The sequence below is a fragment of the Naumannella huperziae genome (genome assembly GCF_054073625.1).
This window is the reverse complement of record NZ_JBSXPH010000001.1, coordinates 1,117,473-1,142,740: the sequence shown is the minus strand read 5'-3', so window position 1 is coordinate 1,142,740 and position 25,268 is coordinate 1,117,473. Positions and strand designations below refer to the sequence as shown.

29 protein-coding genes and 1 tRNA gene are annotated in these 25,268 nt (G+C 71.1%); 7 read left to right on the top strand and 23 right to left on the bottom strand.

Annotation, left to right across the window (positions count from 1 at the left end):
• Positions 1-20: 20 nt before the first annotated feature.
• The 8 genes from ACXDC7_RS05440 to ACXDC7_RS05405 form a co-directional block, all read right to left on the bottom strand.
• Positions 21-182: a hypothetical protein gene (locus ACXDC7_RS05440; RefSeq protein WP_179444472.1), complete on the bottom strand. Its 162-nt coding sequence runs from the start codon at positions 180-182 to the stop codon at positions 21-23.
• Positions 183-252: 70 nt separating this feature from the next.
• Positions 253-804 carry a DinB family protein gene (locus ACXDC7_RS05435; RefSeq protein ID WP_459221473.1) on the bottom strand — a complete coding sequence of 184 codons (552 nt, stop codon included), beginning with the start codon at positions 802-804 and terminating at the stop codon, positions 253-255.
• A gap of 212 nt (positions 805-1,016) precedes the next feature.
• Positions 1,017-1,721: a 50S ribosomal protein L1 gene (rplA, locus tag ACXDC7_RS05430; protein ID WP_179444474.1), complete on the bottom strand. Its 705-nt coding sequence runs from the start codon at positions 1,719-1,721 to the stop codon at positions 1,017-1,019.
• 101 nt (positions 1,722-1,822) lie between these two features.
• Positions 1,823-2,251, bottom strand: a complete 429-nt coding sequence (rplK, locus tag ACXDC7_RS05425) for a 50S ribosomal protein L11 (protein WP_179444475.1) — start codon at positions 2,249-2,251, stop codon at positions 1,823-1,825.
• 94 nt (positions 2,252-2,345) lie between these two features.
• On the bottom strand, positions 2,346-3,254 hold the full coding sequence (gene nusG, locus ACXDC7_RS05420; protein WP_459221472.1) for a transcription termination/antitermination protein NusG: 909 nt from the start codon (positions 3,252-3,254) through the stop codon (positions 2,346-2,348).
• The gene (gene secE / locus ACXDC7_RS05415; protein WP_459221471.1) at positions 3,254-3,664 is read right to left on the bottom strand and encodes a preprotein translocase subunit SecE; all 411 of its coding nucleotides are present in this window, start codon (positions 3,662-3,664) and stop codon (positions 3,254-3,256) included. The genes nusG and secE overlap by 1 nt, the downstream gene beginning before the upstream one ends.
• A 94-nt stretch (positions 3,665-3,758) precedes the next feature.
• Positions 3,759-3,831 (bottom strand) — tRNA-Trp (locus tag ACXDC7_RS05410).
• 109 nt (positions 3,832-3,940) lie between these two features.
• A complete protein-coding gene (locus tag ACXDC7_RS05405; protein WP_459221470.1) occupies positions 3,941-5,194 on the bottom strand; it encodes an aminotransferase class I/II-fold pyridoxal phosphate-dependent enzyme in 1,254 nt (417 codons plus the stop codon).
• Positions 5,195-5,259: 65 nt separating this feature from the next.
• Here ACXDC7_RS05405 and ACXDC7_RS05400 point away from each other — a divergent pair, with 65 nt between their 5' ends.
• Entirely contained in the window at positions 5,260-6,747 is a 1,488-nt protein-coding gene (locus tag ACXDC7_RS05400; protein WP_459221469.1) for a long-chain-fatty-acid--CoA ligase, read from the top strand.
• On the opposite strand, the gene ACXDC7_RS05395 is transcribed toward ACXDC7_RS05400, so the two are convergent.
• Genes ACXDC7_RS05395 through ACXDC7_RS05340 form a run of 12 tightly spaced genes read right to left on the bottom strand, consistent with a single transcriptional unit; the run spans position 6,748 to position 17,974 of the window.
• Positions 6,748-8,208 carry a hypothetical protein gene (locus ACXDC7_RS05395; RefSeq protein ID WP_459221468.1) on the bottom strand — a complete coding sequence of 487 codons (1,461 nt, stop codon included), beginning with the start codon at positions 8,206-8,208 and terminating at the stop codon, positions 6,748-6,750.
• A complete protein-coding gene (locus ACXDC7_RS05390) occupies positions 8,205-9,005 on the bottom strand; it encodes an ATP-binding cassette domain-containing protein (RefSeq protein ID WP_459221467.1) in 801 nt (266 codons plus the stop codon). The genes ACXDC7_RS05395 and ACXDC7_RS05390 overlap by 4 nt, the downstream gene beginning before the upstream one ends.
• Complete coding sequence (locus ACXDC7_RS05385; protein ID WP_459221466.1) at positions 9,002-9,712, bottom strand: response regulator; 711 nt, start codon at positions 9,710-9,712, stop codon at positions 9,002-9,004. Before ACXDC7_RS05385 ends, ACXDC7_RS05390 begins: the two co-directional genes overlap by 4 nt.
• Positions 9,705-10,871 (bottom strand): sensor histidine kinase, encoded by a 1,167-nt coding sequence (locus tag ACXDC7_RS05380; protein WP_459221465.1) that lies wholly within the window; start codon positions 10,869-10,871, stop codon positions 9,705-9,707. Before ACXDC7_RS05380 ends, ACXDC7_RS05385 begins: the two co-directional genes overlap by 8 nt.
• Positions 10,872-10,881: 10 nt before the next feature.
• Complete coding sequence (gene treZ, locus ACXDC7_RS05375; protein WP_459221464.1) at positions 10,882-12,660, bottom strand: malto-oligosyltrehalose trehalohydrolase; 1,779 nt, start codon at positions 12,658-12,660, stop codon at positions 10,882-10,884.
• Between the two features lie 20 nt (positions 12,661-12,680).
• A complete protein-coding gene (locus ACXDC7_RS05370; RefSeq protein ID WP_459221463.1) occupies positions 12,681-13,703 on the bottom strand; it encodes a UDP-N-acetylmuramate dehydrogenase in 1,023 nt (340 codons plus the stop codon).
• Complete coding sequence (locus ACXDC7_RS05365) at positions 13,696-14,103, bottom strand: MaoC/PaaZ C-terminal domain-containing protein (protein ID WP_459221462.1); 408 nt, start codon at positions 14,101-14,103, stop codon at positions 13,696-13,698. Before ACXDC7_RS05365 ends, ACXDC7_RS05370 begins: the two co-directional genes overlap by 8 nt.
• A complete protein-coding gene (locus ACXDC7_RS05360; protein ID WP_459221461.1) occupies positions 14,100-14,549 on the bottom strand; it encodes an FAS1-like dehydratase domain-containing protein in 450 nt (149 codons plus the stop codon). The genes ACXDC7_RS05365 and ACXDC7_RS05360 overlap by 4 nt, the downstream gene beginning before the upstream one ends.
• Positions 14,550-14,570: 21 nt before the next feature.
• The gene (locus tag ACXDC7_RS05355; RefSeq protein ID WP_459221460.1) at positions 14,571-15,644 is read right to left on the bottom strand and encodes a LacI family DNA-binding transcriptional regulator; all 1,074 of its coding nucleotides are present in this window, start codon (positions 15,642-15,644) and stop codon (positions 14,571-14,573) included.
• Between the two features lie 10 nt (positions 15,645-15,654).
• Positions 15,655-16,236, bottom strand: coding sequence for a class I SAM-dependent methyltransferase (locus ACXDC7_RS05350; protein ID WP_459221459.1), 582 nt, complete (start codon positions 16,234-16,236; stop codon positions 15,655-15,657).
• Complete coding sequence (locus ACXDC7_RS05345) at positions 16,236-17,066, bottom strand: ABC transporter permease (RefSeq protein WP_459221458.1); 831 nt, start codon at positions 17,064-17,066, stop codon at positions 16,236-16,238. Before ACXDC7_RS05345 ends, ACXDC7_RS05350 begins: the two co-directional genes overlap by 1 nt.
• Positions 17,063-17,974, bottom strand: a complete 912-nt coding sequence (locus ACXDC7_RS05340) for an ATP-binding cassette domain-containing protein (protein ID WP_459221457.1) — start codon at positions 17,972-17,974, stop codon at positions 17,063-17,065. Before ACXDC7_RS05340 ends, ACXDC7_RS05345 begins: the two co-directional genes overlap by 4 nt.
• 186 nt (positions 17,975-18,160) lie before the next feature.
• On the opposite strand from ACXDC7_RS05340, the gene ACXDC7_RS05335 reads away from it, so the two are divergent.
• Complete coding sequence (locus ACXDC7_RS05335) at positions 18,161-19,099, top strand: TetR/AcrR family transcriptional regulator (RefSeq protein ID WP_459221456.1); 939 nt, start codon at positions 18,161-18,163, stop codon at positions 19,097-19,099.
• 26 nt (positions 19,100-19,125) lie between these two features.
• On the opposite strand, the gene ACXDC7_RS05330 is transcribed toward ACXDC7_RS05335, so the two are convergent.
• Together ACXDC7_RS05330 and ACXDC7_RS05325 are read right to left on the bottom strand one after the other, a co-directional pair.
• Positions 19,126-20,439: an FtsX-like permease family protein gene (locus tag ACXDC7_RS05330; protein ID WP_459221455.1), complete on the bottom strand. Its 1,314-nt coding sequence runs from the start codon at positions 20,437-20,439 to the stop codon at positions 19,126-19,128.
• Entirely contained in the window at positions 20,436-21,248 is an 813-nt protein-coding gene (locus ACXDC7_RS05325; RefSeq protein WP_459221454.1) for an ABC transporter ATP-binding protein, read from the bottom strand. Before ACXDC7_RS05325 ends, ACXDC7_RS05330 begins: the two co-directional genes overlap by 4 nt.
• A gap of 94 nt (positions 21,249-21,342) precedes the next feature.
• Between ACXDC7_RS05325 and ACXDC7_RS05320 the strand changes: the two genes are divergently transcribed.
• The 4 genes from ACXDC7_RS05320 to ACXDC7_RS05305 all read left to right on the top strand — a co-directional run bounded on the left by ACXDC7_RS05320 (position 21,343) and on the right by ACXDC7_RS05305 (position 23,930).
• A complete protein-coding gene (locus ACXDC7_RS05320; RefSeq protein WP_459221453.1) occupies positions 21,343-21,861 on the top strand; it encodes a TetR/AcrR family transcriptional regulator in 519 nt (172 codons plus the stop codon).
• Positions 21,862-22,077: 216 nt separating this feature from the next.
• On the top strand, positions 22,078-23,154 hold the full coding sequence (locus ACXDC7_RS05315) for a cation diffusion facilitator family transporter (protein WP_459221452.1): 1,077 nt from the start codon (positions 22,078-22,080) through the stop codon (positions 23,152-23,154).
• A gap of 58 nt (positions 23,155-23,212) precedes the next feature.
• On the top strand, positions 23,213-23,431 hold the full coding sequence (locus ACXDC7_RS05310; RefSeq protein WP_179444495.1) for a hypothetical protein: 219 nt from the start codon (positions 23,213-23,215) through the stop codon (positions 23,429-23,431).
• A gap of 16 nt (positions 23,432-23,447) precedes the next feature.
• Positions 23,448-23,930 carry an SRPBCC family protein gene (locus tag ACXDC7_RS05305; protein ID WP_459221451.1) on the top strand — a complete coding sequence of 161 codons (483 nt, stop codon included), beginning with the start codon at positions 23,448-23,450 and terminating at the stop codon, positions 23,928-23,930.
• Here the strand turns inward: ACXDC7_RS05305 and ACXDC7_RS05300 are convergent.
• On the bottom strand, positions 23,924-24,649 hold the full coding sequence (locus ACXDC7_RS05300) for an SDR family NAD(P)-dependent oxidoreductase (protein WP_459221450.1): 726 nt from the start codon (positions 24,647-24,649) through the stop codon (positions 23,924-23,926). The two genes, ACXDC7_RS05305 and ACXDC7_RS05300, sit on opposite strands and share 7 nt — an antisense overlap.
• A gap of 61 nt (positions 24,650-24,710) precedes the next feature.
• On the opposite strand from ACXDC7_RS05300, the gene ACXDC7_RS05295 reads away from it, so the two are divergent.
• Positions 24,711-25,217: a MarR family winged helix-turn-helix transcriptional regulator gene (locus tag ACXDC7_RS05295; protein WP_459221449.1), complete on the top strand. Its 507-nt coding sequence runs from the start codon at positions 24,711-24,713 to the stop codon at positions 25,215-25,217.
• Positions 25,218-25,268: the final 51 nt, after the last annotated feature.

Sequence of the window (25,268 nt, the reverse complement as noted above, 5' to 3'; positions counted from 1 at the left end):
CGCGCGGTGGTGCGGAGTCGTCAGCGCCACGGCGGGAACCACCGCCAGTAGCGCGTGCATTCGCCCATCGCCGGGCCGTCCACGCAGTCCTCGACCTGCGTAAGTCCCGATGCCAAGAACAATGCCCCCAGCACGAGGACGACCACGACGGCGATGAGGAACAGCCGCAAGGGTCGTCCCACGTCACTGCGGCTATCTGGCTTCATCAACTGGGACTCGTCCTCGCCCATGTTCCCGATTGCCCTCCAACGCTCAGTCGCCAGTCGCGCCGTCGACGGCCTCGCGCAGCAGATCGGCATGGCCCGCATGCCGGGCGTACTCCTCGATCAGGTGCACCAGCACCCAACGCAGGCTGATCGGCCCCTCGTCCTTCGGCCGGGCGCGGACGACCAGGTCCGGGCCGCCCTCGGCCAGGGCGCGATCGAGATTGCGATCCGCGCTGTGGACGGACTGGTCGTACCAGGCGAGAAGCTGGCTCGGATCGTCGTCGGCCGCGCTGTGGAAATCCCAGTCCGGGTCATCGTCCCAGGGTGCATCGTCGAACGGCGCCATCGGCGGCTCGCCGGTCAGCCGCTGCCCGAGCCAGCCGTTCTCGACCAGCGTGAGGTGCTTGATCAGCCCGCCGAGGGTCAGGTCGGAGGGCCCGAGCCGGGCGGCCAGCGCCTCGCGGTCGAGCCCCTCGACCTTGCGGCGGATGACCGCGCGGTAGAAGTCCAGGAAACCGCGCAGGGTGGCCAGCTCGTCCGCGGTCGTCGGCGGCTCGATCAGCGAGGTCGACTCGGTCAGCGGGGCAGGCTCGGTCACGAGGCCAGCATCGCACCTCCCGCCACCGGCCCCGGCCCCGGAGCACCCGCCACCCATTCGTGTCGTCAGTTATCGCCGCCTGCGCACCCGCGCAGGCGGCGATAACTGACGACACGAACAGCCAGGGGCAGACGAAAGGGCCCGGTCGCAGCGGCTGCTGCGACCGGGCCCGTTACCGACCTCGGGGCGTACCTCCGAGGCGTGGAGTCAGCTCACTCGCCCTCGGGCTTGGTCCGCGACGGGTCCACCTGGACACCGGGGCCCATCGTCGAGGAGACGGTGATCTTCTTGATGTAGCGGCCCTTCGATGCCGACGGCTTGAGCCGCAGCACCTCCTCCAGCGCGGCGAAGTAGTTCCCCTCCAACTGCTCGGGGGTGAACGAGGACTTGCCGATGATGAAGTGCAGGTTCGCGTGCCGGTCGACGCGGAACTCGATCTTGCCGCCCTTGATGTCGGAGACGGCCTTCGCGACGTCCATGGTCACCGTGCCGGTCTTCGGGTTCGGCATCAGGCCACGCGGGCCGAGCACCCGGCCCAGGCGGCCGATCTTGCCCATCATGTCCGGGGTGGCGACGACGGCGTCGAAGTCGAGGTAGCCGTCGGCCACCTTCGCGACCAGCTCGTCCGAGCCGACCTCGTCGGCGCCGGCGGCCTCGGCCGCGGCGGCCTTGTCACCGGTGGCGAAGACGAGAACCCGCGCCGTCTTGCCGGTGCCGTGCGGCAGGTTGACCGTGCCGCGGACCATCTGGTCCGCCTTCCGCGGGTCGACGCCGAGACGCATGGCCACATCCACGGTCTCGTCGAACTTCGCCGACGCGTTGTCCTTCACCTGTGCCACCGCGGCCGTGGGCGTGAGCAGCTCGTCGCGGCCCATCTTCTCCTCGGCGGCCCGGTAGGCCTTGCTGCGCTTGGTCATGTCTGGTTCCTTCCGATGATCCAGATCGTGGTCCGAGGTAGCGCTACCCCTCCCACGTGATTGTTCGTCCGGCCGCTGCGCGGCCGCACTCGACTTTCAGTTCAGTCGATCGTCACACCCATGGAGCGGGCGGTGCCCTCGACGATCTTCATGGCGCCGTCGATGTCGTTGGCGTTCAGATCCGGGAGCTTGGTGGTGGCGATCTCGCGCACCTGGTCGCGGGTCAGCTTGCCGACCTTCTCCTTGTGCGGGACCGACGAGCCCTTGGACAGACCAGCGGCCTTCTTGATCAGCTCGGCGGCCGGCGGGGCCTTCGTGATGAAGGTGAAGGTGCGGTCCTCATAGATGGTGATCTCGACCGGGATCACCTGCCCACGCATGTTCTCGGTCTGCGCGTTGTACGCCTTGCAGAACTCCATGATGTTGACACCGTGCGGGCCGAGAGCGGTACCCACCGGCGGGGCCGGCGTGGCCTGGCCCGCGTTCAGCGCGACCTTGACCAGCGCCGCGACTTTCTTCTTCGGAGGCATGTTCGGGTTCCTTGTTGATTTCTTCTCTACTGGTTGCCCGGCATGTGGGCCGGGCCGTGCCGGACAACGCCCGGCAGGTCTATCGGTATTCCGCTCAGACCTTCTGGATCTGGGCGAACGTCAGGTCGACCGGGGTCTCCCGGCCAAGGATCTCGACCAGGGCCTTCAGCCGCTGGCTGTTGGCATTGATCTCGGTGATCGTGGCATGGACGCCGGCGAACGGCCCGTCGACGACCATCACCGAATCGCCCTCGGCGTAGTCGGCAACCTCGACCTTCTTCTTCGACTTCTTCTGCTTGCCGTCGGAGGTCGCGGTGGCCGCGGCAATCACCGACGGGGCGAGCATCTTCTCCACCTCGTCGATGCTCAACGGCACCGGCGAGGTGGCGTGGCCGACGAAACCGGTCACCGACGGCGTGTGCCGCACGGCGGCCCAGGACTCGTCGGTCAGGTCCATGCGTACCAGCACATAGCCGGGCAGCACGGTCCGCTTCACCGTCTTCTTGGCGCCGTTGCGGATCTCGGTGACCTCTTCGGTCGGGACCCGCACCTCGAAGATGAAGTCCTCCATGTTCAGCGAGGTGACGCGGTTCTCGAGGTTCTGCAGCACCCGGTTCTCCATCCCGGAGTAGGTGTGCACCACGTACCAGTCGCCGATCTTGGACGACAGCTCCTCGCGAAGCTCGGCGAGCGCCTTCTCCGCGGCGTCGTCGTCCTCGGCATCCTCGTCCTCGGAGTCCTCCGGCTCGTCGACGCTGAGGTCGATCTCGACGCCGTCGTCGTCGCCCGAATCGTCCGGGGTGCCGAGGTCGATCCCGGTGTCGCCGGAGTCGGAATCGCTGACCGGCCCGAGGTCGATCTCGATGTCGTCGTCGGCGGGGTCGTCGGCGGCGGGCTCGGCCAGTGCGCCGAGGTCGATCTCGGGCTCGGCGCTCGCCTGCTCGTCGGTATTCGTCTGCGGATCGAGCTCGTCGGCCACTGCTTCCCTTTCGTTGTCGCTCATCAGCCGAACAACCTCAACAGCAAGGTCCCGTAGCCGAGGTCGAGCAGGCTGGTCACGGTGATCATGAAGACGACGAAGATCAGCACCACCACGAAGTACTGCTGCCACTGGCTGCCACTCGGCCAGACGACCTTGCGCAACTCGGCGACGCACTGCTGGATGAAGCGGATCGGGCCGATCCGCTCGGGGCCGTCCTTGTCCTTGGACCTGGACTTCGACTTCCGGGTGAGGGCCTTGCCGTCGGAATCGTCGTCGTCGGGCGCGCTGCGACGCTTGGGCATCGTGGCGCGCGTGCGCACCGCAGTCCCGCCGCGGGCCTCGCTCTCACCCTCGGGCGCGGATTCGGGGTCCGCAACGTCAGCGTCGGTGTCCGGGGTCTGGTCCGGATCCTCCCGCTTGTCGTCTGCCACCTGATTTCCTTTGCTTCGCCGTCTCATGCCTCCGGCCCGGACAGTCAGGATCCGCCTCCTTTCGGAGGGGCCTGCCGCCGGGCCGGAGGGTCCGCACGGGAAGAGGGACTTGAACCCCCAACCTTCGGTTTTGGAGACCGATGCTCTGCCAATTGAGCTATTCCCGTCCGGTGCGGGCTCCGCCGCCCGGGCAGGCCGGACGATGGTGCTCCCACCAAGTACGGCAGTGTACGTGGTCGGCGCGACCGAAGTCGAACCGGTACGCCGTCGCTGCCCTCAGCTCTCCGCGGCGGCCAGCAGCACACAGGTGGCCAGGCCGTTGATGGCCTGCTCCAGCTCCGGCAGCGGCGGGAAAGTCGGCGCGATCCGGATGTGCCGGTCGCGCGGATCGTTGCCATGGGGGTACGCCGCCCCGGCCGGCGTCAGCGCGATGCCCGCCTGCTTGGCCAGCTCGACCACCCGGGTCGCCGTCCCGTCCGGCACCGCCAGATTCACGAAGTAGCCGCCGTCCGGCGCCTCCCACTCCCCGACCCCGTGCGGCCCGAGCCGCTCGGTCAGCACCTGGCCGACCAGATCGAACTTCGGCGCGAGCTGGTCGCGGTGCTCGCGCATCAGCCGGCGTACCCCCTCGGCGTCGCCGAAGAACCGCACGTGCCGCAGGTGGTTCACCTTGTCCGGGCCGATCGAACGGAACTTGGCGTGCCCGACGTACTCGTCGAGATTGGCCTTCGACGACGCCAGGAAGGAGACGCCGGCGCCGGCGAAGGTGATCTTGGAGGTGGACGCGAACTGGTAGACCCGGTCGGGGTTGCCCGCTTCCGCGGCCATCCCGAGCACGTCGAGCGGGGCGTACTCCTCGGCGGTCAGGTGGTGGAAGGCATACGCGTTGTCCCAGAAGATCCGGAAGTCGTCGGCGGCGGGCATCGCGAGCAGCGCCCGGGTGGTCTGCTCGTCATAGATCGCGCCGGACGGGTTGGCATACATCGGGACGACCCAGATCCCCTTGACCGCGGGGTCGGCGGCCAGTTCGCGGACCGCCTCGACGTCCGGCCCGTGGGGACCCAGCTCGACCGGGACCATCTCGATGCCGAGGTGCTGGCAGATCCCGAAGTGCCGGTCATAGCCCGGCACCGGGCAGATGAACTTGATCTTCTGCTCGGCCCAGCGCTGGCCGCCGCCGATGCCGTGCAACATCGCATACGCGATCAGGTCGTGCATCAGCGACAGGCTGGAGTTGTCCTGGGCGATCACCTGGTCCAGCTCCACCCCGAGCAGCTCGGCGAAGATCGCCCGCAGCTCGGTCAGGCCGAGCTGGCCGCCGTAGTTGCGGGTATCGGTGCCATCGTCGGCGATGCCCTTGCCACCGGGCAGTTCCAGCAGTTCGTTGGACAGGTCGAGCTGCGTCGCGGCCGGCTTGCCACGCGTCAGGTCGAGCTTCAGCCCGGCCTGCTGCAGCGCGGCGTACGCCCGCTCCTGCTCGGCGCGAAACTCCGCGCGCTCGTTCTCCGACAGCTCCGACAGTCGTGGCATGGCCGCGATGCTATCGCGGCGCGCGGGGCTCCCGCCCGGGCTTATCGCTCGCTAAGCTGCGGGACATGAACATCGCGACATGGGTGTCCGAACAGGCCTCCGCCCGGCCCGAGGCGCCGGCCATCAAGCAGGGCGAGCTGGTGCTCAGCTACGGGGTGCTGCAGGCCGCCGTGCAGCGCTGCGCGCGGCTGCTCGCCGACCGCGGCGTCGGCCCGGGCGACCGCGTCGCGCTGATCATGCCGAATGTGGCGTACTTCCCGATCACCTACTTCGCAGCACTCTGGCTCGGCGCGACCGTGCTGCCCCAGAACCCGCTGCTGAAGGCCGGCGAGATCGAGTACCTGTGGAACGACGCCGAGCCGCGCGTCGCGTTCGTGCTGGAGATGTTCGCCGAGGAGGCGATCAAGGCCGCGAACGCGACCGGCGTCGACGTGATCGTCGTCCGGCCGGGCGAGTTCGACCAACTGGTCGCCGGTCAGGAACCCGTCGCCGAGCTCACCGAGCGCGCCGGCGAGGACACCGCGGTGCTGCTCTACACCTCCGGGACCACGGGCCAGCCCAAGGGCGCCGAGCTCACCCACGAGAACCTGCGCAGCAATGTCGTCACCTGCGGCGAGACGCTGCTGGAGATCTCGCCCGACGACGTGTTGTTCGGCGGCCTGCCGCTGTTCCACGTCTTCGGCCAGACCTGCGCCATGAACTGTGCGATCGCGTTCGGCGCCTGCCTCACGCTGATGCCGAAGTTCGACGCCGCGGGTGCGCTGAAGATCATCGCCGAGGACAAGGTGACGATCTTCGAGGGCGTGCCGACGATGTACATGGGCCTGATCGCCGCGCAGAGCGCCGGCAACCACGACGTCTCGTCGGTACGGGTAGCGATCTCCGGGGGCGCAGCCATCCCGGTCGAGACGCTGGCGGAGGTCCAGCGCGTGTTCGGCTTCAAGCTGTTGGAGGGTTACGGGCTGTCGGAGACCTCGCCGGTGGCCTCGTTCAACCATCCCGACCGGCCGGCGAAGGCCGGCTCGATCGGTCAGGCGATCCGCGGTGTCGAGATGCGCCTGGTCGACGACGACGATGTCGAGGTGCCCGAGGGCGAGATCGGCGAGATCGCGATCCGCGGCGAGAACGTGATGCGCGGCTACTGGAAGAACCCCGAGGCCACCGCCGAGGCGATCCGCGACGGCTGGTTCCACAGCGGCGACCTCGCCCGCCGCGACTCCGAGGGCTTCTACTTCATCGTCGACCGCAAGAAGGACATGATCCTCCGCAACGGCTACAACGTGTACCCGCGCGAGGTCGAGGAGGTGCTCTACACCCACCCGGCCGTCGCCGAGGCGGCGGTGCTCGGCGTACCGCACCCGACCCACGGCGAGGAGATCGCCGCGGTGGTCACCCTGCGCGAGGGCGCCAACGCGACCGAGGACGAGCTGCGCGACTACGTCAAGGAGCGGATCGCGGCGTACAAGTACCCGCGGATCATCCGCTTCGGCGGGCTGCCGAAGGGCCCGACCGGCAAGATCCTCAAGCGCGAGATCACCATCGACGAGGCCTGATCAGCTCGCCGCCGCGGTACGCACCGCCCTGGTCCACAGCCAGAAGCCCGCTGCCGCGGCGGCCAGCGCGACCGGCACGACCACGGCCAGCCGTTCCGGCGTCGCACCCGAGTACGCCCACGCCGCGGGCCCCAGCAACCAGGCCCACCCCTCCGCAAGCGTGCTGCCTCCGAACAGCAATCCGAACACCACGCCGACGACACTGATCCCGATCGCCACCCCGGGGCCGAACCGCGTGCCCAACCAGAGGTTCGCGAACAGCCAGGCGATCCCGACCACCAGACCCGCCAGCGCGACGCCCGGCCGCGCCGACAACACCCCCGCCGCCGCAACCAGCGGCAGCCAGCACAGGACCAACAGCACCGCGATGGCGCCGCACCACGCCGTGGCCGAACATCGCGTCAGCACCACCCGCAGCGCATCGGCCTGTCCGGCGACCACCAGCCAGCTCGCCGTCGCGGCGGCCACCGGCACCACCAACAGCCCGAACGCCCCGCGCACCCCCGCGTCCTGCCAGAGCAGGTACGCCGCGAGCAGGCCCGCGCCGACCGGCACCAGTGCCCAGACCAGGGCGGTCCGGCGCAGGCTCACCCAGGCTGCCGCCACCGGTGCCGGGTGGCCGCGGCGGACGAATCCGGCGGCGCCCGCGAGCTCGGAGGGTGCGAGTTCGGGCGGCGTCACCCCGGGGCGGGTCGCGGCGCCGGGGCGGATCCGTCCGCGGGGCTCCGGCGCGAACGCCGCGGCCGCGATCAGCGCGATACCCGCGATCGCGGCGAGCAGCGCGGGCGGCCAGCTCGCCAACCCCAGCACAGGATCACCGGACTGCGCGGCCACTCCGTTGGCGTGTATCCCGAGCACCGGGAGCGCCGCCCGCACCGCCCAGGTCCACGGCTGGGCGAACCAGGCCCCGCTCTCGGACAACACGGTGCCCGCAATCTGCCAGACGACCGCGAGGCCGAGGGTGCCGAAGAGGCCGATCCGCTCGGCGGCCAGCAACGCCAGGCCGAGCACCGGCAGGGCGCCCGACCAACTGATCATGACCAACCAGAGGATCCGATCAACCGGTGGGGCGCCGAGACCCGCGACGGACACGATCACCAGCACCGGCAGCGTGATCGCCAGGTTGAACACGAGGAGCTGTCCCGCGATCCACAGGGCGCGGGCAAGCCGAAGCGTCGGCCGTTGCACGGAACGCCAGCTCGTCGCGCCGAACCGGGCGGCCCGGTCCCGGCGCACGGTGAGCGCGGCGACCAGCGCGACCAGAGGCGCGGCCAGCGCGGTCACGTAGATCACCTGCCAGGCCAGCAACTGGTCCCAGCCGGTCGCGTCGCGGACGGAGACCAGCCACCAGCCCGCACCCTGCAGCGTGCAGATCACCAGGCCCGCCAGGCCCAACCGGGCGATCACGGTACGCCGGGAGCGCAGCCGCTCGGCGGCGAGCGCGCGGAGCAGTTGACTCATCGCGCGGCCCCCGTCGCCTCGAGATAGGCGGTCTCGACGTCGCCGCCAGGGGCGAAGTCACGCAGCGTGCCCTGATAGGCCAACCTGCCGCCGACCAGGACGCCGATGTCGTCGGTGAGCTGGGCGATCTCGCCGAGTTGGTGGCTGGAGATCAACACCGTCCGGCCACCCGCCGCCAGTCGTCGGATCAGCTCGCGCAACTCGATGATCCCCTCGGGGTCGAGACCGTTCTGCGGCTCGTCCAGCATCAGCACCGGCGGGTCGGCGAGCAGCGCGATGGCCAGTGCCAGCCGGGCCTTCATGCCGGTCGAGAAACTGCGGGCCGGCCTGCGTCCCACCCCGGCGAGGCCGACCGCAGCCAGCACCTCCGCGCTCCGCTCGCGGCCCAGTCCGAGCAGCCGCGCATGCACGAGCAGGTTCTCACCGGCACTGAGCTGCGGATAGTAGGCGGGCCCGTCGACCGACGCGCCCACCCGGTCGAGCAGTTCGCGCCGCCAGGGCTGGCCGAGCAGGCGTACCTGCCCCGCATCGGGTTCGATCAGGCCCAACATGATCTTGAAGGTGGTCGACTTGCCGGCGCCGTTGCGGCCGAGCAGCGTGTAGACGCGGCCGGAGGGTACGCACAGATCGAGGCCGTCGAGCACACGCTGACCGGCATAGCTCTTGATCAGCCCGCGACACTCGATCGCCGGCGCCGATGGGGAGGTGATGTCCATGCCGCCAGCGTGGCGCGCGGTGCGGCGGCGTACCTCCTGCCGGGGAAGGAACGGGGCGACACCCGCTCCGGGTCGGCTCATGCCGAGGGAGGATTGCCGTCTCGGGGAAGGCTCGGCAGCGTCCCCGGCCGGGCCAGGCCCATCGTGTGGGCGAGCACGACCAGCGCGACCCGGTCGCGGGCAGCGAGCTTGAGCAGCAGGTTGCCGATGTGGGTCTTCACGGTGGTCTCGGCGATGAACAGCTCCGCGGCGATCTCGGTATTGCTCGCGCCGCGGGCGACGAGCGCGAGGACCTCGGTCTCGCGGGCGGTCAGCCGGCCGGCCAGCTCGGCGGCGGCCGGCGGCGGGGCCTGCTGCAGGGCGGCCACGACGTGGCCGGTGACGGCCGGGTCGAGGACGGCCTCGCCGCGGTGCACCGCGCGGATGCCGTCCAGGACGACTCCGGGATCGGCGTCCTTGAGCAGAAAACCCCGCGCGCCGGCACCGATCGCGCCGGTGACCAGCTCGTCGACGTTGAACGTGGTCAGCACCAGGATGCGCGGCCGCGGCGCCGCTCGCGCGATCCGCCGGGTCGCCTCCACCCCGTCCAACACGGGCATCCGCAGGTCCATCAACAACACGTCCGGCCGCACCCGGGCGGCCAGCGTGACGGCCTGTTCCCCGTCCGCGGCCGTGCCAACCACGCGCAGGTCGGGCTGGTTGTCGATCAGTGCGACGAACGCGGAGACCAGCAACGGCTGATCATCCACGACGCCGACGGTGATCGGTGATGTCGTCAGCTCAGGCATCGGAGGTCCCCACGGGTATCCATGCCGAGAGGACGAATCGGCCGTCCTGGGCGCCGGCCTCGATGCTGCCGACGACCAGGGCGACCCGCTCGCGCAACCCGATCAGCCCGTACCCCGGCGCCCGCCCGGTGCCGGGCCCGGCGTCCAGCTCGTTGCTGATCATGATGTGGCAGCGCGGCGCGGCCCGGTCGTCGGTCAGCTCGACCAGCACCCGCCCGGTCGGTCGGGAGCCGCCGTGCTTGATCAGATTCGCCAACCCCTCCTGGACGATCCGCAGGACGGTCAGCCGGGCGAGCGCGGGCCACGCGTCCTGCCAGCCCCGGAGCCGATCGGGGTCCGGCAACCGCACCTCCAGCCGGGCCGCATTGCCGGCTGCCGCGACCAGCCCGGGAATCCGGGTCAGGTCCCCGGTCGGCGACGCCTGGTCGCCGACTCTCAGCACGCCGACCAGATCGCGTACCTCGTCCAGCGCGGCCGAGCTGACCTGCCGGATGTCACCCATCGCGCCGCGCAGGCGATCGGGATCGCCGATCGCGAGCGAGGTCGCGGCCTGGACCTGGACGACGGCCAGGCTGTGCGCGACCACGTCGTGCACCTCGCGCGCGATCAGGGCACGCTCGTCGCGGGCGGCCTGCGCGGCGCGCTCGGCGTGGCGACGCTCCTGTTCGGCCAGCTCCCGGCGGTGCCGATCGGCGATGCCGCGCTGCTGGCTCGCCCACAGGTAGACCGCGACCATCACCAGGACGTGCAGGGCGACGACGAGGGAACCGCCCCCCAGTTCGCTGATCGGGCTGACGAACGACCCGGCGATCCCGAGGAGCAGGGCCGCGACACCCCACCGGCGGTCGGGGGCCCATCGGGTGACGGCATACAACGCCAGCGGCGCGGCGAAGAGCAGGGGCGTGACGCCGAGATTGGTCCGACCGACCCGGATCAGCACGGCCAGCGCGGCGAGCAGGCCGTAGGTCGCGACGAATGCCGGCAGCACGGCCGCCCGGCGGAACAGCAGCGCGGCGACCAGGCCGAGGTGAATGGCGAGGTAGGCGAGATATTCCGGCGCCGGGCCGAACTCCACGACGAAGCTGCCGGCGACCGCGGCCATCGCCGCCGCTGCCGCCGCGAGCAGCCAGTCGCCGAGCGGGATCCGGCGCCAGGTCATGAGCCGCAGCCTAGGCCTCGGCGGCGGGCGTCTCCTCCTGCCGTGGGAGGAGATCTCCACCGAGCACGAGGGTCGCGTGGGAGCCGAGCACCGTCTCCGCGCCCTCGCCCCGGACCTCGCCGTGACTGAAGATCGGCTCGCCCGTCACCGGGGCCCGGGTCTCGCGGTCGGCGAGATTGACCACCAGGGTGATCGGGCCGCGGCGTACCGCGAACCACCCGGCGTCGGCGTCGAAGTCGACCAGGGCCGAGGCCAGCCGAGGATCGGTGATCGCGGCATGGGCGCGGCGGATCCCGATCAGTTGCCGGTACGCCGTGAGCAGCTCGGCGTACTCGCCCGCGTCGGGTTCTGACCAGTCCAGCTTGGACCGGGTGAACGTGGCGGGATCCTGCGGGTCGGGGATGTCGTCGAGGTTCCAGCCCATCGCTGCGAACTCGCCCTTGCGGCCGCGGCTGACCGCCTCGCCGAGCTCCGGCTCGGGGTGGGAGGTGAAGTACGCGAACGGCGTCGAGGCCCCCCACTCCTCCCCGGCGAAGATCATCGGCGTCTGGTTGCCCAGCAGCACCAGCGCCGCGGCGATCACCAACTGGCCCTGGTCGAGCCGCGCGCGGGGCCGATCGCCCGCGGCCCGGTTGCCGACCTGATCATGGTTGGCCGAGCAGACCACCAGCCGCCAGGCCGGGGTCTGCTCGGGATCGAGCGGGCCGCCGTGGTGGCGCCGCCGGAAGCTCGACCAGCCGCCGTCGTGGTAGAAACCGCGCTCGATCACCCGCGCGAGCGCGGCCGGGCCGGCGAAGTCGGCGAAATAGCCGCTGACATCGCCGGTCAGGTTGGTCAGCAGCGCGTGATGGAAGTCGTCGCTCCACTGCCCCGTCATGCCCAGGCCGCCGGCCTCGCGCGGCGTGATCATCCGCGGATCGTTGGCATCGGATTCGGCGATCAGGCTCAGCGGGCGGCGCAGGTGCACCGACAGCGCGTCCGTTTCGGCAGCCAGCTCGGCCAGCACGTGGGTCGCGCGGTGGTCGACGAGCGCGTGCACCGCGTCGAGGCGCAGCGCGTCGACATGGAAGTCGGCGAACCAGGCCAGCGCGTTGTCGATCAGGTAGCGGCGTACCTCGTCGGAGTCCGGCCCGTCGAGGTTGATCTGGGTTCCCCACGGCGTCTCGGCGCCCTCCAGCAGATAGGGGCCGAACCGGGGCAGGTAGTTGCCGCTCGGCCCGAGGTGGTTGTAAACGGCGTCCTGCACCACGCCGAGGCCCCGGGCGTGGCAGGCATCGACGAAGCGGCGGTACGCCTCCGGCCCGCCGTAGGGCTCGTGCACGGCGTACCAGTCGACCCCGTCGTAGCCCCAGCCGTGCTCGCCGTTGAACGCGTTCACCGGTAGGGGCTCCACAAGATCGACGCCGAGCGCGACCAGGTGATCAAGCCTGCCGATGGCGGCATCCAGCGTCCCCTCGGGGGTGAAGGTCCCGATGTGCAGCTCATAGATCACCGAGCCGGCGAGCTGGCGACCGGTCCAGGCGTGATCGGTCCAGTCGAAGGCGGTCGGGTCGACGGTCTGCGACAGGCCGTGCACGCCGTTCGGCTGTCGCCGGCTGCGGGGATCCGGCAGCGGGGTCTCCTCGTCGTCGAGCAGATAGCCGTAGTCGACGCCCGCCCGGAGCAGCTCCGGGTCCAGGTCGACGGGTCGCCACCAGCCGGAATCCTCGCGCCGCATGGGAAACCGGCGCCCGTCGGCGAGCAGGGTGAGGCGCTGCGGGCGTGGCGCCCAGACGTCGAAGCTGATCACGATGCCTCCCAGACGGTGGGTCAGAGTTGATCGCCGATGATCACGGGTTCGTTGACGAGGGTGATGCCCCAGCGCTCGCGTACGCCGTCGCGGATCTCGCGGGCCAGCGCGAGCAGGTCGACGGCGCGCGCGTCGCCCCGGTTGGTCAGGGCGAGCACGTGCTTGCCGGACAGGCGGGCGGCGCCGGTGCCGTGGCCCTTGTCGAAGCCGGCATGGTCGATCAGCCAGGCCGCGCTGGTCTTCACCCGCCCGTCCGGCTGGGGAAAGCGCGGCGCGTCGGCCGGCAGCGCGTCGGCCGCGGCGGCGTCGATGATCGGATTGGTGAAGAACGAGCCGGCGCTCCAGGTGTCGTGATCATCGGCATCGAGCACCATGCCCTTGCCGCGGCGCAGCGTGAGCACGGCCTCGCGCACCCGCGTCGCCGGCGCCCGTTCGCCCTGCTCGACGCCCAGGCGCCGGGCCAGCTCCGCATAGCGGACCGGTGCGGAGAGGTCGCCGATCGGCAACTGGAACGTGACGTCGAGGACCACGAACCGGTCCGGATTCGCCTTGAACCTGCTGTGCCGGTAGGAGAAGCCGCAGTCGGCTCCGGCGAAGGTGACGATCCGTCGCTCGGCGCGATCCCACGTGCGCACCCGGGCGATGGTCTGGGCGACCCCCGCCCCGTAGGCGCCGACGTTCTGGATCGGCGTCGCGCCGACCAGCCCCGGGATACCGGAGAGCGCCTCCAACCCGGCCCAGCCGTGCTCAAGGGTGTGCGCGACGAATGCGTCCCACGGCTCACCGGCCTGCGCGGTGATCATCGCACCGGAGCAGGAATCGACATCGGAGTCGATCCCGCGGTTCGCGATCACGATCACCCGGCCGTCGAAGCCGGCATCGGCGATCAGCAGGTTCGAGCCGCCGCCGATCAGCAGCACCGGCGTACCCTGCTCGTCGGCCTCGGTGATCAACGCGACGAGCTCGTCGACGCTGGAGGCGGTCGCCAACTCGCGGGCAGGTCCGCCGACCCGCAGCGTGGTCAGCTCGGCGAGATCAGTCAACGCGCACCTGCGCGCTGGCCTGGCCGAGCACCTTCTCCTCGCCGCACATCACCTCGAGCCTGATCGTCGCGATGCCGTCGACAATCTCGGCGACCTCGCCGGTGACCACGAGCTCGACGCCGACGCCGTCGTCCGGCACGGGCACCGGCTTGCGGAACCGGGCGTACTGGCCCACCACCCGGCCCGGGCCGCCGACGGCATCGGTGACGGCGCGCATGGCGATCGCCAGGGTCAGCATGCCGTGGGCGATCACGCCGTCGAGGCCGAGCTCGCGCGCCGCATGATCGGAGTGGTGGATCGGGTTGAAGTCGCCGGAGGCGCCGGCGTAGCGGACCAGCGTGGTCCGGGTGACGGGCACCGTCAGCGGGCCGATCCGCTGGCCCTCGGCGAGAGCGGTCATGCCGCGGCCTCGCGGTTGTGCACGAAGGTCGACTCCGCGGTGCAGATCTCCTCGCCGGCCGGCTCGGCCGGACCGCCCTCGACGGCGACGGTGGAGATCACCACACGGATGCCGATGGTCTCGGTCGCGCCGCGGGTGCGCACGCTGGTGATCGTCAGTTGCGGGGCGATGGTGTCGCCGGCGCGCAGCGGTCGCGACCAGTGGAAGCGCTGATCGGCATGCACGGTGCGGGCGAGGGAGAGCCCGAGCTCGGGATCGTCGAACATCGCGCGCCAGGCGTCGGCGGCCACGCTCATCACGAAGGTCGGCGGCGCGGCGGCATCGGCACCGCGATAGGCGGGGTCGGGGTCGCCGATGGCGTCGGCGAAGGCGGCGATCCGGCCGGCGCTGACCGGGGTCGGATCGCCGGGCGGATAGCTGCGGCCCACGTGCTCGGCTGAGATCATGGCGCCACGGTACCGGCCCGCTCAGCGCGGGGCGGTGGTGCTGTTGCCGATCAGCAGGCGGTAGGGGGCCGGCTCATCGGCGAGTTTTTCGCCCCGGGCCAGCGCGAGCATCATCTCGGCCAGTCGCCGGCCCTGCGCCTGACCGCCCTGGTCGATCGTGGTCAGGGTGACCGGCAGCCACGGCAGGTCGACCCCGTCGAAGCCGGTGACGCTGAGATCGTCGGGTATGCGCAGGCCGAGATCCTCCGCCGCCCGGATCACGCCGGCGGCCAGCGTGTCGGCCTGGGTGATGATCGCGGTCGGGCGCGGGTCGGCCGCCAGCAGGGCGCGCGCGGCAGCCTGGCCACCCTCGATGGAGACCGGGGCCGTGATCATCGGCCCGTCGGGAAAGACGTCGCGAAAGCCGCGCACCCGCTGCTGGGCGTCGGGGAAGTCGGAGCGGGTCACCTCCGCCGGCCCGAACGGCCGCGGCGTACCCACCGCGTACTCCGCCACGTTCAGCGGCATCGCGATGTGCGCGACGCGGGTGTGGCCGAGGTCGCGGACGTGGGCGGCCACCTCCGCCTGCGCGGCGCGGTTGTCGACGGTCAGTTGGACGACCCGGTCGTCCTCGGGTGCGCCGGTGCCGACCATCGGTACGCCGCGACCGGCCAGGTGTTCGACGACCGGATTGCTCCGCGGGCCGCAGAGCGGGAACGCGACGGCATCCAGCGCGGTGCCGGCAATCTGGTCGATCGCCGCCTCCGGATCGCTGCCGGACTGGGCAATCAGCAACAACCCGGTCGAGGTGTTGTCCAGGCCGGTCATGATCCCGTCCAACAGGCCGAGCGCGTACGGATCGCGCAGCGCCTGCATCAGCGTGCCCTCGCCGATCACGCCGACCACGCCGGCCCGGCCCCGGCGCAGCGATCGGGCGATGGGATCGGGGCCCGCATAGTCGAGTTCGGCCGCGGCGACCCGGACCCTGGCGGCCATCTCGTCCGAGACCGGTCCACGGCCGCTGAACACCAGCGACGCGGTGGACACCGCGACGCCGGCCCGCGCCGCGACCTGCTTGAGGGTCGGGCGCCGGGCGGCCTGGTCGACCTGGCTCATGTCGCGGATGCTACCCGCGCCGGCTCGCCTCGATCACCAGCAGCGGCAGCTCGACGCCCGGCAGCGGGGTGATCGCGTGGCGGGCGACCCGGTCCAGCCGCAGCGGGCTCGCCGCGACCGCCGCCTCGGGATCGCGCAGCGGGTCGCAGCCGTGGTCGAGCAGGCGGGTCGCGGGTCGGAGCAGGCGCTGGAGCGTCCGCGCCGCAGTGCCGCGCGGCGCGGCGCCGTGTTCGGCGAGCACTACCCGCCCGCCCGGGCGCAGGACGCGGTACGCCTCGGCGAGGGCGCGCGCCACCTCGTCCACGCTGCACAGGACGGTCGTGGCGAGCACGGCATCGACGCTCGCGTCGGGCAGCGGAACGGCCTCGGCGCGCGCGGCGAGCGGCGCGGCCGGATGGCCGCTGGCGCGGGCGCGGACGGCAAGTCGATCGCGCAGGCGGCGGTTCGGCTCCAGCCCGATCCAGTCGACGCCCGGCGCCAGCCGGTCGAAGTTGGCGCCGCGCCCGGCGCCGAGCTCGAGCACCCGGCCACGCAGCGCCGCGACGGCCCGGTCGCGATCGCGCTCGAAGCCCGCCAGTCCCTCGTTGATCATCAGCGGGTGATCTTGCGCGGGAACAGCCAGCCGCACAGTGCGCCGCAGGCGATGATCAGCCCGACGCACCAGGCGAGCGCACCGATCCCGACGCCCGGCGAGACAGGCGTACCCTGCAGGAAGCCGCGCAGTGTCTCGATGACGAGCGTGTAGGGCTGATTGGCGGCGAACACCTGCAGCCATCCGGGCATTGTCTGCACCGGCACGAAGCCGCTGGAGACGTAGGGCAGGATGAAGAACAAGAAGCCGTAGTTGGCGGCGTTTTCCGGCGATCCGGAGATCAGGCCGATGGTGGCCATGATCGCGGTGATGGTCAGGATGTAGATCATCATCAGGCCGAGTGCGGCGAGCAGCGACAGCGCTCCCCCGGTCGGTCGGTAGCCGAGCAGCAGCGCCACGCCGAGGACGACGGACGAACCGATCAGATTGCGCACCATGCTCGCCGCCACGTGTCCGACGAGCGCGGTGGCCGAGGCGATCGGCAGGGTCCGGAAGCGATTCATCACACCGGTGGACAGATCGCGGCTGACCGCCGCGGCGACGGAGGCGGCGCCCTGGGTGGCGCACAGCACCAGCACCCCGGGCACGACGTAGTCGAGATAGCCCGGGCCGAGGATCGCCCCGCCGAAGATGTAGGTGAACATCAACATCAGCGTGAGCGGCAGGACGATCGCCATCACGATGCCCTCGCCGTCGCGCAGGCTGTGGCGCAGGCTGCGCCCGGCAAAGATCGCCCCTGAGTGCAGCGGCGAGACACCCCGCGCGGTGAGGTCGCGCGCGGTGTGGTCGCCTCGGGTGTGGTCGCGTCGGGTGAGTTGGTCCGTGCTCATCGGGCACCTCCGGTGATCATCTCGGGCCGATCGGCAGGGCGGTCGGCGCGCTGGCGCGCGGTGAGGGCGAGGAAGACGTCGTCGAGGGTGGGCTGGCGCAGCTCGAGGCGGGCGGCCGGGTCATGCGGGGGAAGTTCGCTCAGGGCGGCCGCGACCGCGTCCGGCGTACCGTCCGTCGGAGCCTCGTGCAACACCTCACCCGTGGGCAGCACCAGGGCGAGGGATTCGCCGCCGACGATCGCCTTGAGCCGGCTCGCGGTGCCGTCGGCGACGATCCGGCCGCCGTCGAGGATCGCGATCCGGTCGGCCAGGGCCTCGGCCTCCTCGAGGTACTGCGTGGTCAGGAAGATCGTCGTGCCGTCGGCGGCGAGCGCGAGGACATCGCGCCAGACCTGTTGCCGGCTCTCCAGATCGAGCCCGGTGGTCGGCTCGTCGAGGAACAGCACCGCGGGCCTGGTGATCATGCTGGCGGCCAGGTCGAGGCGACGCTTCATCCCGCCGGAATAGGTGTTCGCGGCCCGGCCGGCCGCGTCGGCGAGCCCGAACTGGTCGAGCAGTTCGGCGGCGCGGCGGCGAGCGACGGCGGCGGGCAGCCCCCGCAGTCGGCCGAAGAGCACCAGATTCTCCCGGCCGGTGAGCAGTTCGTCGATCGCGGCGAACTGTCCCGTGGTGCTGATCGCCGCGCGCAGCCGGCGGCGGTCGCGGGCGACATCGTGACCCGCCACCCGCGCGGTGCCGGCATCGGCGCGGATCAGCGTGGTCAGGATGCTGACCAGCGTGGTCTTGCCCGCTCCGTTGCGGCCGAGCAGCGCGAACACGCCACCGTCGATGCGTAGCGTCAGGTCGTCCAGCACCCGGTTCGCGCCGAAGCTCTTGGCGAGCCCGTGGGTTTCGATCGTGCCGTCCATTGCCCCTCTCCCTCCATTCGTGTCGTCAGTTATCGCCGCCTGCGGCCTCGCCGAGGGGGCGATAACTGACGACACGATTTCTGCGTACTGAATAAACTGTTTTGTCTGCACACAGCGTGGCACGAAACTGTGTGCCCTGCAAGCAGTATGTGGGGAAAGCAGTATGTCTGGCATACAGTGACCCGCATGACGGATGAGCTGCCGCGGGCGCTGGCGATCGCTTGGGGGATGGAGACCTCGCCCAGCCGCGGGCCGAAGCGCGAGCTGAGCCACGAGAGCATCGTCGATGCGGCGATCGAGATCGCGAACGCCGAAGGACTGGCGGCGTTGACGATGCAGCGGGTGGCGAAGTCATTCGGCTTCACCACGATGGCGCTCTACCGCTACGTCTCCAGCAAGGACGACCTGCAGATCCTGATGCTCGACCGGGCGAACGCCCAGGCCGCCGACGCGGTGATCGACGCCACCGACTGGCGCGCCGGGCTGCGCGACTGGATGGACGCGGTGCGGGCGACGCTGCACGCGCACCCGTGGCTCTTCGAGCTGTACGCCAGTGGCGCCGGCGTGAACCAGCTCGCGCTGCCCAACATGATGCGGATGACCGACAACGGCCTGCGCGCGATGCGTACGCTCGACCTGCCGCTCGCCGCCAAGCTCGACGTGATCACCCGGCTGTCGGTGCTGGCGACCGAGTCGGTCAGCCAGGAATTGGCGCGCCGCGACCCGAGCACCAATCTCGATCCGATGGCCGTGGAGGCGATCCGGGAAGTGGCGACCGCCGAACGCTTTCCGGATCTGCACCCGACGATCGCCGACGGCAGCTACTTCGACGGCTGCACCGAGCTGGGAGACCCGGACAATCTCCGGACCGAGCTCGATTCCTTCTTCGACCGGCTCGAAACGCAGGCCCGGACCGGCCCCCCGGCCACCCCTGCGCCGCTCACCCCGGACGCCGCGGCGGCCGTTGCCGAACGCGAATGGCGCGAGGCCGTCGCCCTGCGCAAGCGGGCGACCGAACGGGTCAACGAGGCCTCCCGGATCGAGGCCGCGAAGCACGTCGAGTACACCGCAGCGAAGGAATTCGCCAAGGCATCGGCAAAGGCCGCCCGATCCGGGCGGGGGTGAGCCCGCCTCCCGATCGACCATGATCATCACCTGCTGACCGCTGCCCGCTCGGCGAACACCGTGACCCCCACCGTCAGCGCTGCGCCGATCGCGATCATCAACAGGTAGGGCCCCGGGGCGGCCGCGGCCCGGACATCACCCAGTTTCGCGATCGCGAACGGGATCACCGCCACCACGGCGCCGAGCGTGCTGGCCAGGGTCGCCACGGCGAGGCCAACCAACGTCTCACAAAGAAGCATGGCCCGCACCTGCGGCTCGGTCGCACCGACCGATGACATGGTCGCAAACTCGCCACGTCGCCCGTTGATCGCGGCGATCAGATTGTTGGCCAACGCGATCGCCATGAACGCGGCGATCAACACGACAACCAGGTAGTTGATCGATGCCATCACCACGCCGATCCCGCCGGCGCCTCCGTTCGCGGCATTCTCGATCCCTTGCATGGTGAGGATTCCCGTGGACACCCCGAGAAACAGCGTCAGGAATGTGACCGCCGGTCGGATCCGATCCGGCACGGTGCGCAGGTTGATCCGTGCCAGGTGCCAGCTCGCCGAACGACCCGCCGGCAGCAATCGCAGTACGCGCTCCGCGAGCCCAACCAGCTCGCGGGCCAACAGGCACAGGCCGACGGCAACCAGCACACAGCCCGGCCCGGTTGCCGCGGTGGCATAGACACTGGATGCGGGCATCGCCAGCGAGCTTGCCGAGGAGATCAGGCCGATCATGATCAATGCCGCCGCCACGATTCGGCGTACCCGGCCCGAGCGGGACGCACGATCGCTCGGACCGGCGGCCTCGACAGGGCTCCGCGCGGCCAGCGTACGCGCGCCGAGATACCCGCCCGCGATGCTGGCGAGCACGATCAGCCCCGCGGCGAGGACCGGCCAGCCCAGGCCGGGACGATACACAGATTCCGGGTGGATCAGCCCGACATCGCGGACCTGCGCGACGATCACCCAGCCGACCAGATAGCTCACCGCCACGCCGGGCAGCGCCGCGGCCAGGGCGACCGCCGCGGTCTCCAGCGCGACCATCCGGCGGACCTGCCCCGGAGTGGCACCGATCAGGCGCATCCCGCCGATCTCCTCGGTACGCCCGTCGAGCGCGACCCCCACCGTGGAGACCACTGCGAACACCACGATCGCCAGGATCCAACTGCCCATGATCGCCGGGAACTGGGTGAGGAACGGACGATCGGCATCGTTCGCGCCGGGCGCCAGACCGCTCGCCAGGATGCCGGCCATGCCTGCCACGAGCGCGGTACCGACGAGGCCGACCAGGCCGGTGGCCAGCAACGAACGCCGGTGGTACGCCGCCGACTGCAGCGCGACGCTGATCATCGTCCCGCCTCGGCTGCTTCGCGTTCGGCGTTCTCGATCAGCACCGCCATCCGCGCGGCCACGGCGCGCGCCGACGGCTCGCCGACGCGATCGACGAGCCGCCCGTCGGCGAGGAACAGCACCTCATCGGAGCTGCCGGCGGCCGACGGATCGTGGGTGACCATGACGATGGTCTGGCCGGCATCGGCCAGGCTGCGGAGCAGGCCCAGCACCTCGCGCGCGCTGTGCAGGTCCAGCGCGCCGGTCGGTTCGTCGGCGAAGACGATCGACGGTTCGGTGATCAGCGCACGGGCGATCGCCACCCGTTGCCGTTGACCTCCCGAAAGCTGGTTCGGCCGGTGCTGGGCTCGCTGACCGAGCCCGACCCGGTCGAGCAGCTCGACGGTTGCCCGGCGATCGGGGCGGCGTCCGTCCAGACGCAGCGGCAGCTCGACGTTCTCGGCGGCGGTCAGCGCGGGCAGCAGGTTGAATGACTGGAACACGAATCCGAGCTCGCGACGGCGTAGCTCGGCGAGCCGGGTCTGGTCCAGGCCACCGAGCACCTGGCCGGCCAGTTCGACCCGGCCGCCGGTCGGCGACTGGAGCCCTGCGGAACAGTGCAGCAACGTGGTCTTGCCCGAGCCGGACGGGCCCATGATCGCGGTGAAGGAGCCGCGCGCGATCGTGAGGTCGATGCCGCGCAGTGCGTGCACGGGACCCGCGTCACCCGGATAGGCGCAGGCGAGCCCGCGCAACCGGAGCGCGGGCGCGTCCGGCTGACTGGAAGCCGATCGCCGCGGCGCGGGACCTCGGCGGTTGGTGTCGTTCATGGATGGCCCGTTTCTCGCCGGCGGTCGCTCGCCGCCGGGTGATACGAGCGTATGAAACATTCGTATGAAATGCAACTGTTAGCATCCTCGAGCGATGGACCAGGACACGAACTCGCCGACCAAGGACCGCCTGCTCGCGGCCGCCCGGGCATGCCTCCTGCGAAGCGGGTACGCGGGCACGACGGTGCGCGAGCTGATCGCCGAGAGCGGCACCAACCAGGCGTCGATCAATTACCACTTCGGGTCGAAGGAGGTCCTGCTCAACCAGGCCGTGCTGGACCTCAACGGCGAATGGGGGCGGCACCTGTTCGATGCCGTCGGCGGCGAGTTGTCGGCCACCGAACGCTGGCGACGGGTGATCGACTCCATCGAGGAGAACCGATCGCTGTGGTTCGTCAACTTCGAGGCGATCACCCTGGCCCAGCACAACGAGACGATCCGGCAGGGCCTTGCCGAACGCGGCGCGCGGGCCCGGGAGGTGCTCGCCGAGGCATTCGGCGGCGACGGCTCCCGGCAGTACGCCCTGCTGATCGGCGTGGCCGCCCAGTGGCTGCTCGACCCCGACACCGCCCCGTCGGCGGAGGCGATTGCCGGCGGCGCCGCCCCCGGCTGAGCTTGCGGGTTGAGAGCTTGCGGGGTTGAGAACTTGCGGGGTTGATGCTGGGCCCTCCCTCCTCCGGCGCGGCTCTCCCCACCCAAGAGTGTCGTCAGTTATCGCCCTCTGGGGAGCTGGCCAGGGGGCGATAACTGACGACACGACTGGATCGAGGACGGAGCCGCGACCGGCGGCATACTGGCGGGGGCATCCGCATCCAGGGAGGGCGTTGTCATGGCGAACGGCGACCGGCACGAACACCCCGGGCATGATCACGGGCACGGGCACGGGCACGGGCATGATCACGGGCATGGGCACGATCACGGGCACGGGCATGATCACGGCTCGGGCTGGTGGCCGCGGCTGCGGCACGCGCTCTCGGACCTGGTCGGCGGGCACTCCCACGACGCGGCGGACCAGGTCGACGATGCACTGGAGGCAGACGAGCGCGGGCGCCGGGCGCTCTGGATCAGCCTCGGCGCGCTGGTGCTGACGGCAGCCGTGCAGGCGGGCGTGTTCTGGTTCACCGGCTCGGTGGCCCTGCTCGGCGACACGCTGCACAACATCGCCGACGCCGCCACGGCGGTGCCGCTGTTGATCGCCTTCTGGCTGGCCCGGCGCCCGGCCAACGACACCTACACCTACGGCTACGGGCGGGCCGAGGATCTGGCCGGGCTGTTCGTGGTCGCCATGATCGCGCTGTCCAGCGTGGTGGCCGCCTGGCAGGCGATCGACCGGCTGCTGAATCCGCGCGAGGTGTCGCACCTGTGGGCGGTCGCGGCGGCGGGCGTGGTGGGGTTCGTGGGCAATGAGCTGGTTGCCCGGTATCGCATCCGGGTCGGCCGCCGGATCGGGTCCGCGGCGCTGGTCGCCGACGGGCTGCACGCCCGTACCGACGGGTTCACCTCCCTCGCGGTCGTGCTGGGCGCCGCCGGCGTGGCGGTCGGCTGGACGTGGGCCGATCCGGTCATCGGGCTGCTGATCGCTCTCGCGATCCTCGGCGTCCTCCGCTCGGCGATCAAGCAGGTCGGCGCGCGGCTGATGGACGCCGTGGACCCCCGGCTGGTCGCCCGGGCGCGCGCCGAGATCGCCGGCACTCCCGGCGTGCTGGGGGTACGCGCGATCCGGCTGCGCTGGATCGGGCACACGCTGCACGCCGATGCCGATGTCACCGTCGGCGACGACCTGCCGGTGACCGCCGGGCACGAGATTGCCCACGCCGTCGAGCAGCGGCTGATCGACGGCGTACCGCGGCTGACCCGGGCCGTCGTCCATGTCAGCCCCGCCGGCGCGCACCGGCTGGTCTCCTGACGCCTGCCGCGCGAGGATCCCGGCCGCCCCGCCCCGCGACCGCCTAGTCTGGGAGGCGATGACTTCCTCGCTCCGATGGTCGATCGCGACCTTCGCCTGCTTCGCTGCGGCGCTGCTGGCCGTGCTCGCGGCGAACGTGCCGCCGGGCCGCAGCGCGCCGATCGTCTGCTTCGCGATCGCGGGCGCGTTCGTGATCGTCGGGCTGGTCCTGCGGTTCCAGACGGTACGCCAGCTCAACCGCGAGTCCCGCGAACGGCACGGGCACAAGCCCTCGTGACCGAGGAGGAGGCCTGGTGAAGGTCGAGTCGAGCGTGGTCGTCGGCGTCGATCCCGCCACCGCCTTTGCCGTCTCCCAGACCACGGGCGAGACCCGGCTGCGCTGGGACCCGTTCATCGACCGACAACACTTCCTCGACGGGGCGACGCGTCCGGGCAAGGGCGTACACACCTACACCCGGCACCGGTGGGGGCTGACCATGATCAGCGAGTACGTGTCGTGGAACCCGCCGACCAATGTCGGGATGCGGATGGTGCGCGGGCCGTGGTTCTTCGCCACCCTGGCGGGCGGCTGGCGCTTCACCGGCGTGCCGGACGGCACCCGCGCGACCTGGAAGTACAGCTTCGCCTGCCGACCGGGCTGGCTCGCCCCGCTCGCCGAACGGATCGGCGGCGCGCTCCTCGGGCGCGAGATCGAGGACCGCCTGGCCGGCTTCGCCCGCGGCTGCACCGATCCGGTGGTGCTGGCGGCCGCCAGCGGTTCCCGACCCGCTCAGTGACCCGCGTACGCCCCGCCGTCGACGTGGATCACCTGCTTGGTGATGTGCCCGGCGCCGGGCGAGGCGAGCCAGCCGATCGTCTCCGCCACGTCGTCGGGTACGCCGGCCCGGTTCGTCGCGGTCTGTGAGATCAACATCTCCTTGCGCTCGTCGCTGAGCTGCCCGTTGAAGAACTCGGTGTCGATGATCAGCCCCGGCGAGACGACATTGCAGGTGATGCCGCGCGGGCCGAGCTCGCCGCCCAGGGAGAGATTCCACGCCTCCACCGCAGCCTTCGCCGCCCCGTAGGAGGCCGCGCCGCTTCGCGCGGCGATCGAGCCGATCGTGATCACCCGGCCATGATCAGCAATCCGCTCGCGCAGCGCCTCGGTGGCCAGCACGGCCGTCAGCACGTTGGCGTCGAAGTTGCGCTGCCAGGCCGCGCGCACGCCGTCCAGACCGGCCGGGACCGGCGTACCCTGCAGGTCCGGATTCCCGCCGGCATTGTTCACCAGCACGCCGATCTCGCCGTCGATCGCCTCGGCCAACGCCCGCGCACCGGACGGCTCGGACAGGTCGGCGACCACGGCCCGGGCACCGATCGCCGAGGCCGCCTCCCGCAGCACCGGTTCGCGCCGCCCGGCGATGATCACCCGGTCGCCGGCCCGGGCGAACCACTCCGCGCTCGCCCGTCCGATCCCTGTCCCGCCGCCGGTCACCACCACGGTCCGCTGAACCATTTCCACTCCCTCACGATTTCTTTAGGCCTTAACTATCTACTGAAGCCCTAAACTAGCCGTCGTGCCGGTCGAGGACAACACCGATGCCGCAGCCATCCAGCGGGCCTGGCTGCGCGAGGATCCGACCCTGCCCGTCGAGTCGATCGGGGTGATCACGCGGATCTGGCAGGTGGCCAAGCTGCTGCACGACGACCGGCGCCGGACCATGCGGCGGCTCGGGATGGATGAGGCCACGCGCGATCTGCTGGCGACGCTGAAGCGGGCCGGCGAGCCCTATGCCCTGCCGCCCGGCACCATCGCGGCCCGGTGTGGGGTGAGCGCCGCCGCGATCACGCAGCGAGTGGCGCGGGCGGTTGCCGCGGGCTATGTCACCCGGGCCGGGTCGGAGCGGGACGGGCGGGGCGCCCTGATCACGCTGACCGCGCTCGGCCATCGGCGCATCGACGAGACGGTGGGTGACCTGCTGCGGCACGAGGCAGAACTGGTCGCCGGCCTCGACCCGGCGCAACGCGATCAGTTGGCCCGGTTGCTGCAGGAGTTGCTGGTCGACCTGCGGGCCCGGGAGTGAGCCGCGGACACGAAAGAGCCGCCCGACCTCGGCGGTCGGGCGGCTCGTTGC

What these genes read in the sequence shown, in the direction of transcription:
- rplA (WP_179444474.1), bottom strand. Translation starts at nt 1,721, where the DNA reads ATGACCAAGCGCAGCAAGGCCTACCGGGCCGCCGAGGAGAAGATGGGC.
- rplK (WP_179444475.1), bottom strand. Translation starts at nt 2,251, where the DNA reads ATGCCTCCGAAGAAGAAAGTCGCGGCGCTGGTCAAGGTCGCGCTGAAC.
- nusG (WP_459221472.1), bottom strand. Translation starts at nt 3,254, where the DNA reads ATGAGCGACAACGAAAGGGAAGCAGTGGCCGACGAGCTCGATCCGCAG.
- ACXDC7_RS05405 (WP_459221470.1), bottom strand. Translation starts at nt 5,194, where the DNA reads ATGCCACGACTGTCGGAGCTGTCGGAGAACGAGCGCGCGGAGTTTCGC.
- ACXDC7_RS05400 (WP_459221469.1), top strand. Translation starts at nt 5,260, where the DNA reads ATGAACATCGCGACATGGGTGTCCGAACAGGCCTCCGCCCGGCCCGAG.
- ACXDC7_RS05395 (WP_459221468.1), bottom strand. Translation starts at nt 8,208, where the DNA reads ATGAGTCAACTGCTCCGCGCGCTCGCCGCCGAGCGGCTGCGCTCCCGG.
- ACXDC7_RS05390 (WP_459221467.1), bottom strand. Translation starts at nt 9,005, where the DNA reads ATGAGCCGACCCGGAGCGGGTGTCGCCCCGTTCCTTCCCCGGCAGGAG.
- ACXDC7_RS05385 (WP_459221466.1), bottom strand. Translation starts at nt 9,712, where the DNA reads ATGCCTGAGCTGACGACATCACCGATCACCGTCGGCGTCGTGGATGAT.
- ACXDC7_RS05380 (WP_459221465.1), bottom strand. Translation starts at nt 10,871, where the DNA reads ATGACCTGGCGCCGGATCCCGCTCGGCGACTGGCTGCTCGCGGCGGCA.
- ACXDC7_RS05365 (WP_459221462.1), bottom strand. Translation starts at nt 14,103, where the DNA reads ATGACCGCTCTCGCCGAGGGCCAGCGGATCGGCCCGCTGACGGTGCCC.
- ACXDC7_RS05360 (WP_459221461.1), bottom strand. Translation starts at nt 14,549, where the DNA reads ATGATCTCAGCCGAGCACGTGGGCCGCAGCTATCCGCCCGGCGATCCG.
- ACXDC7_RS05355 (WP_459221460.1), bottom strand. Translation starts at nt 15,644, where the DNA reads ATGAGCCAGGTCGACCAGGCCGCCCGGCGCCCGACCCTCAAGCAGGTC.
- ACXDC7_RS05350 (WP_459221459.1), bottom strand. Translation starts at nt 16,236, where the DNA reads ATGATCAACGAGGGACTGGCGGGCTTCGAGCGCGATCGCGACCGGGCC.
- ACXDC7_RS05345 (WP_459221458.1), bottom strand. Translation starts at nt 17,066, where the DNA reads ATGAGCACGGACCAACTCACCCGACGCGACCACACCCGAGGCGACCAC.
- ACXDC7_RS05340 (WP_459221457.1), bottom strand. Translation starts at nt 17,974, where the DNA reads ATGGACGGCACGATCGAAACCCACGGGCTCGCCAAGAGCTTCGGCGCG.
- ACXDC7_RS05335 (WP_459221456.1), top strand. Translation starts at nt 18,161, where the DNA reads ATGACGGATGAGCTGCCGCGGGCGCTGGCGATCGCTTGGGGGATGGAG.
- ACXDC7_RS05330 (WP_459221455.1), bottom strand. Translation starts at nt 20,439, where the DNA reads ATGATCAGCGTCGCGCTGCAGTCGGCGGCGTACCACCGGCGTTCGTTG.
- ACXDC7_RS05325 (WP_459221454.1), bottom strand. Translation starts at nt 21,248, where the DNA reads ATGAACGACACCAACCGCCGAGGTCCCGCGCCGCGGCGATCGGCTTCC.
- ACXDC7_RS05320 (WP_459221453.1), top strand. Translation starts at nt 21,343, where the DNA reads ATGGACCAGGACACGAACTCGCCGACCAAGGACCGCCTGCTCGCGGCC.
- ACXDC7_RS05315 (WP_459221452.1), top strand. Translation starts at nt 22,078, where the DNA reads ATGGCGAACGGCGACCGGCACGAACACCCCGGGCATGATCACGGGCAC.
- ACXDC7_RS05310 (WP_179444495.1), top strand. Translation starts at nt 23,213, where the DNA reads ATGACTTCCTCGCTCCGATGGTCGATCGCGACCTTCGCCTGCTTCGCT.
- ACXDC7_RS05300 (WP_459221450.1), bottom strand. Translation starts at nt 24,649, where the DNA reads ATGGTTCAGCGGACCGTGGTGGTGACCGGCGGCGGGACAGGGATCGGA.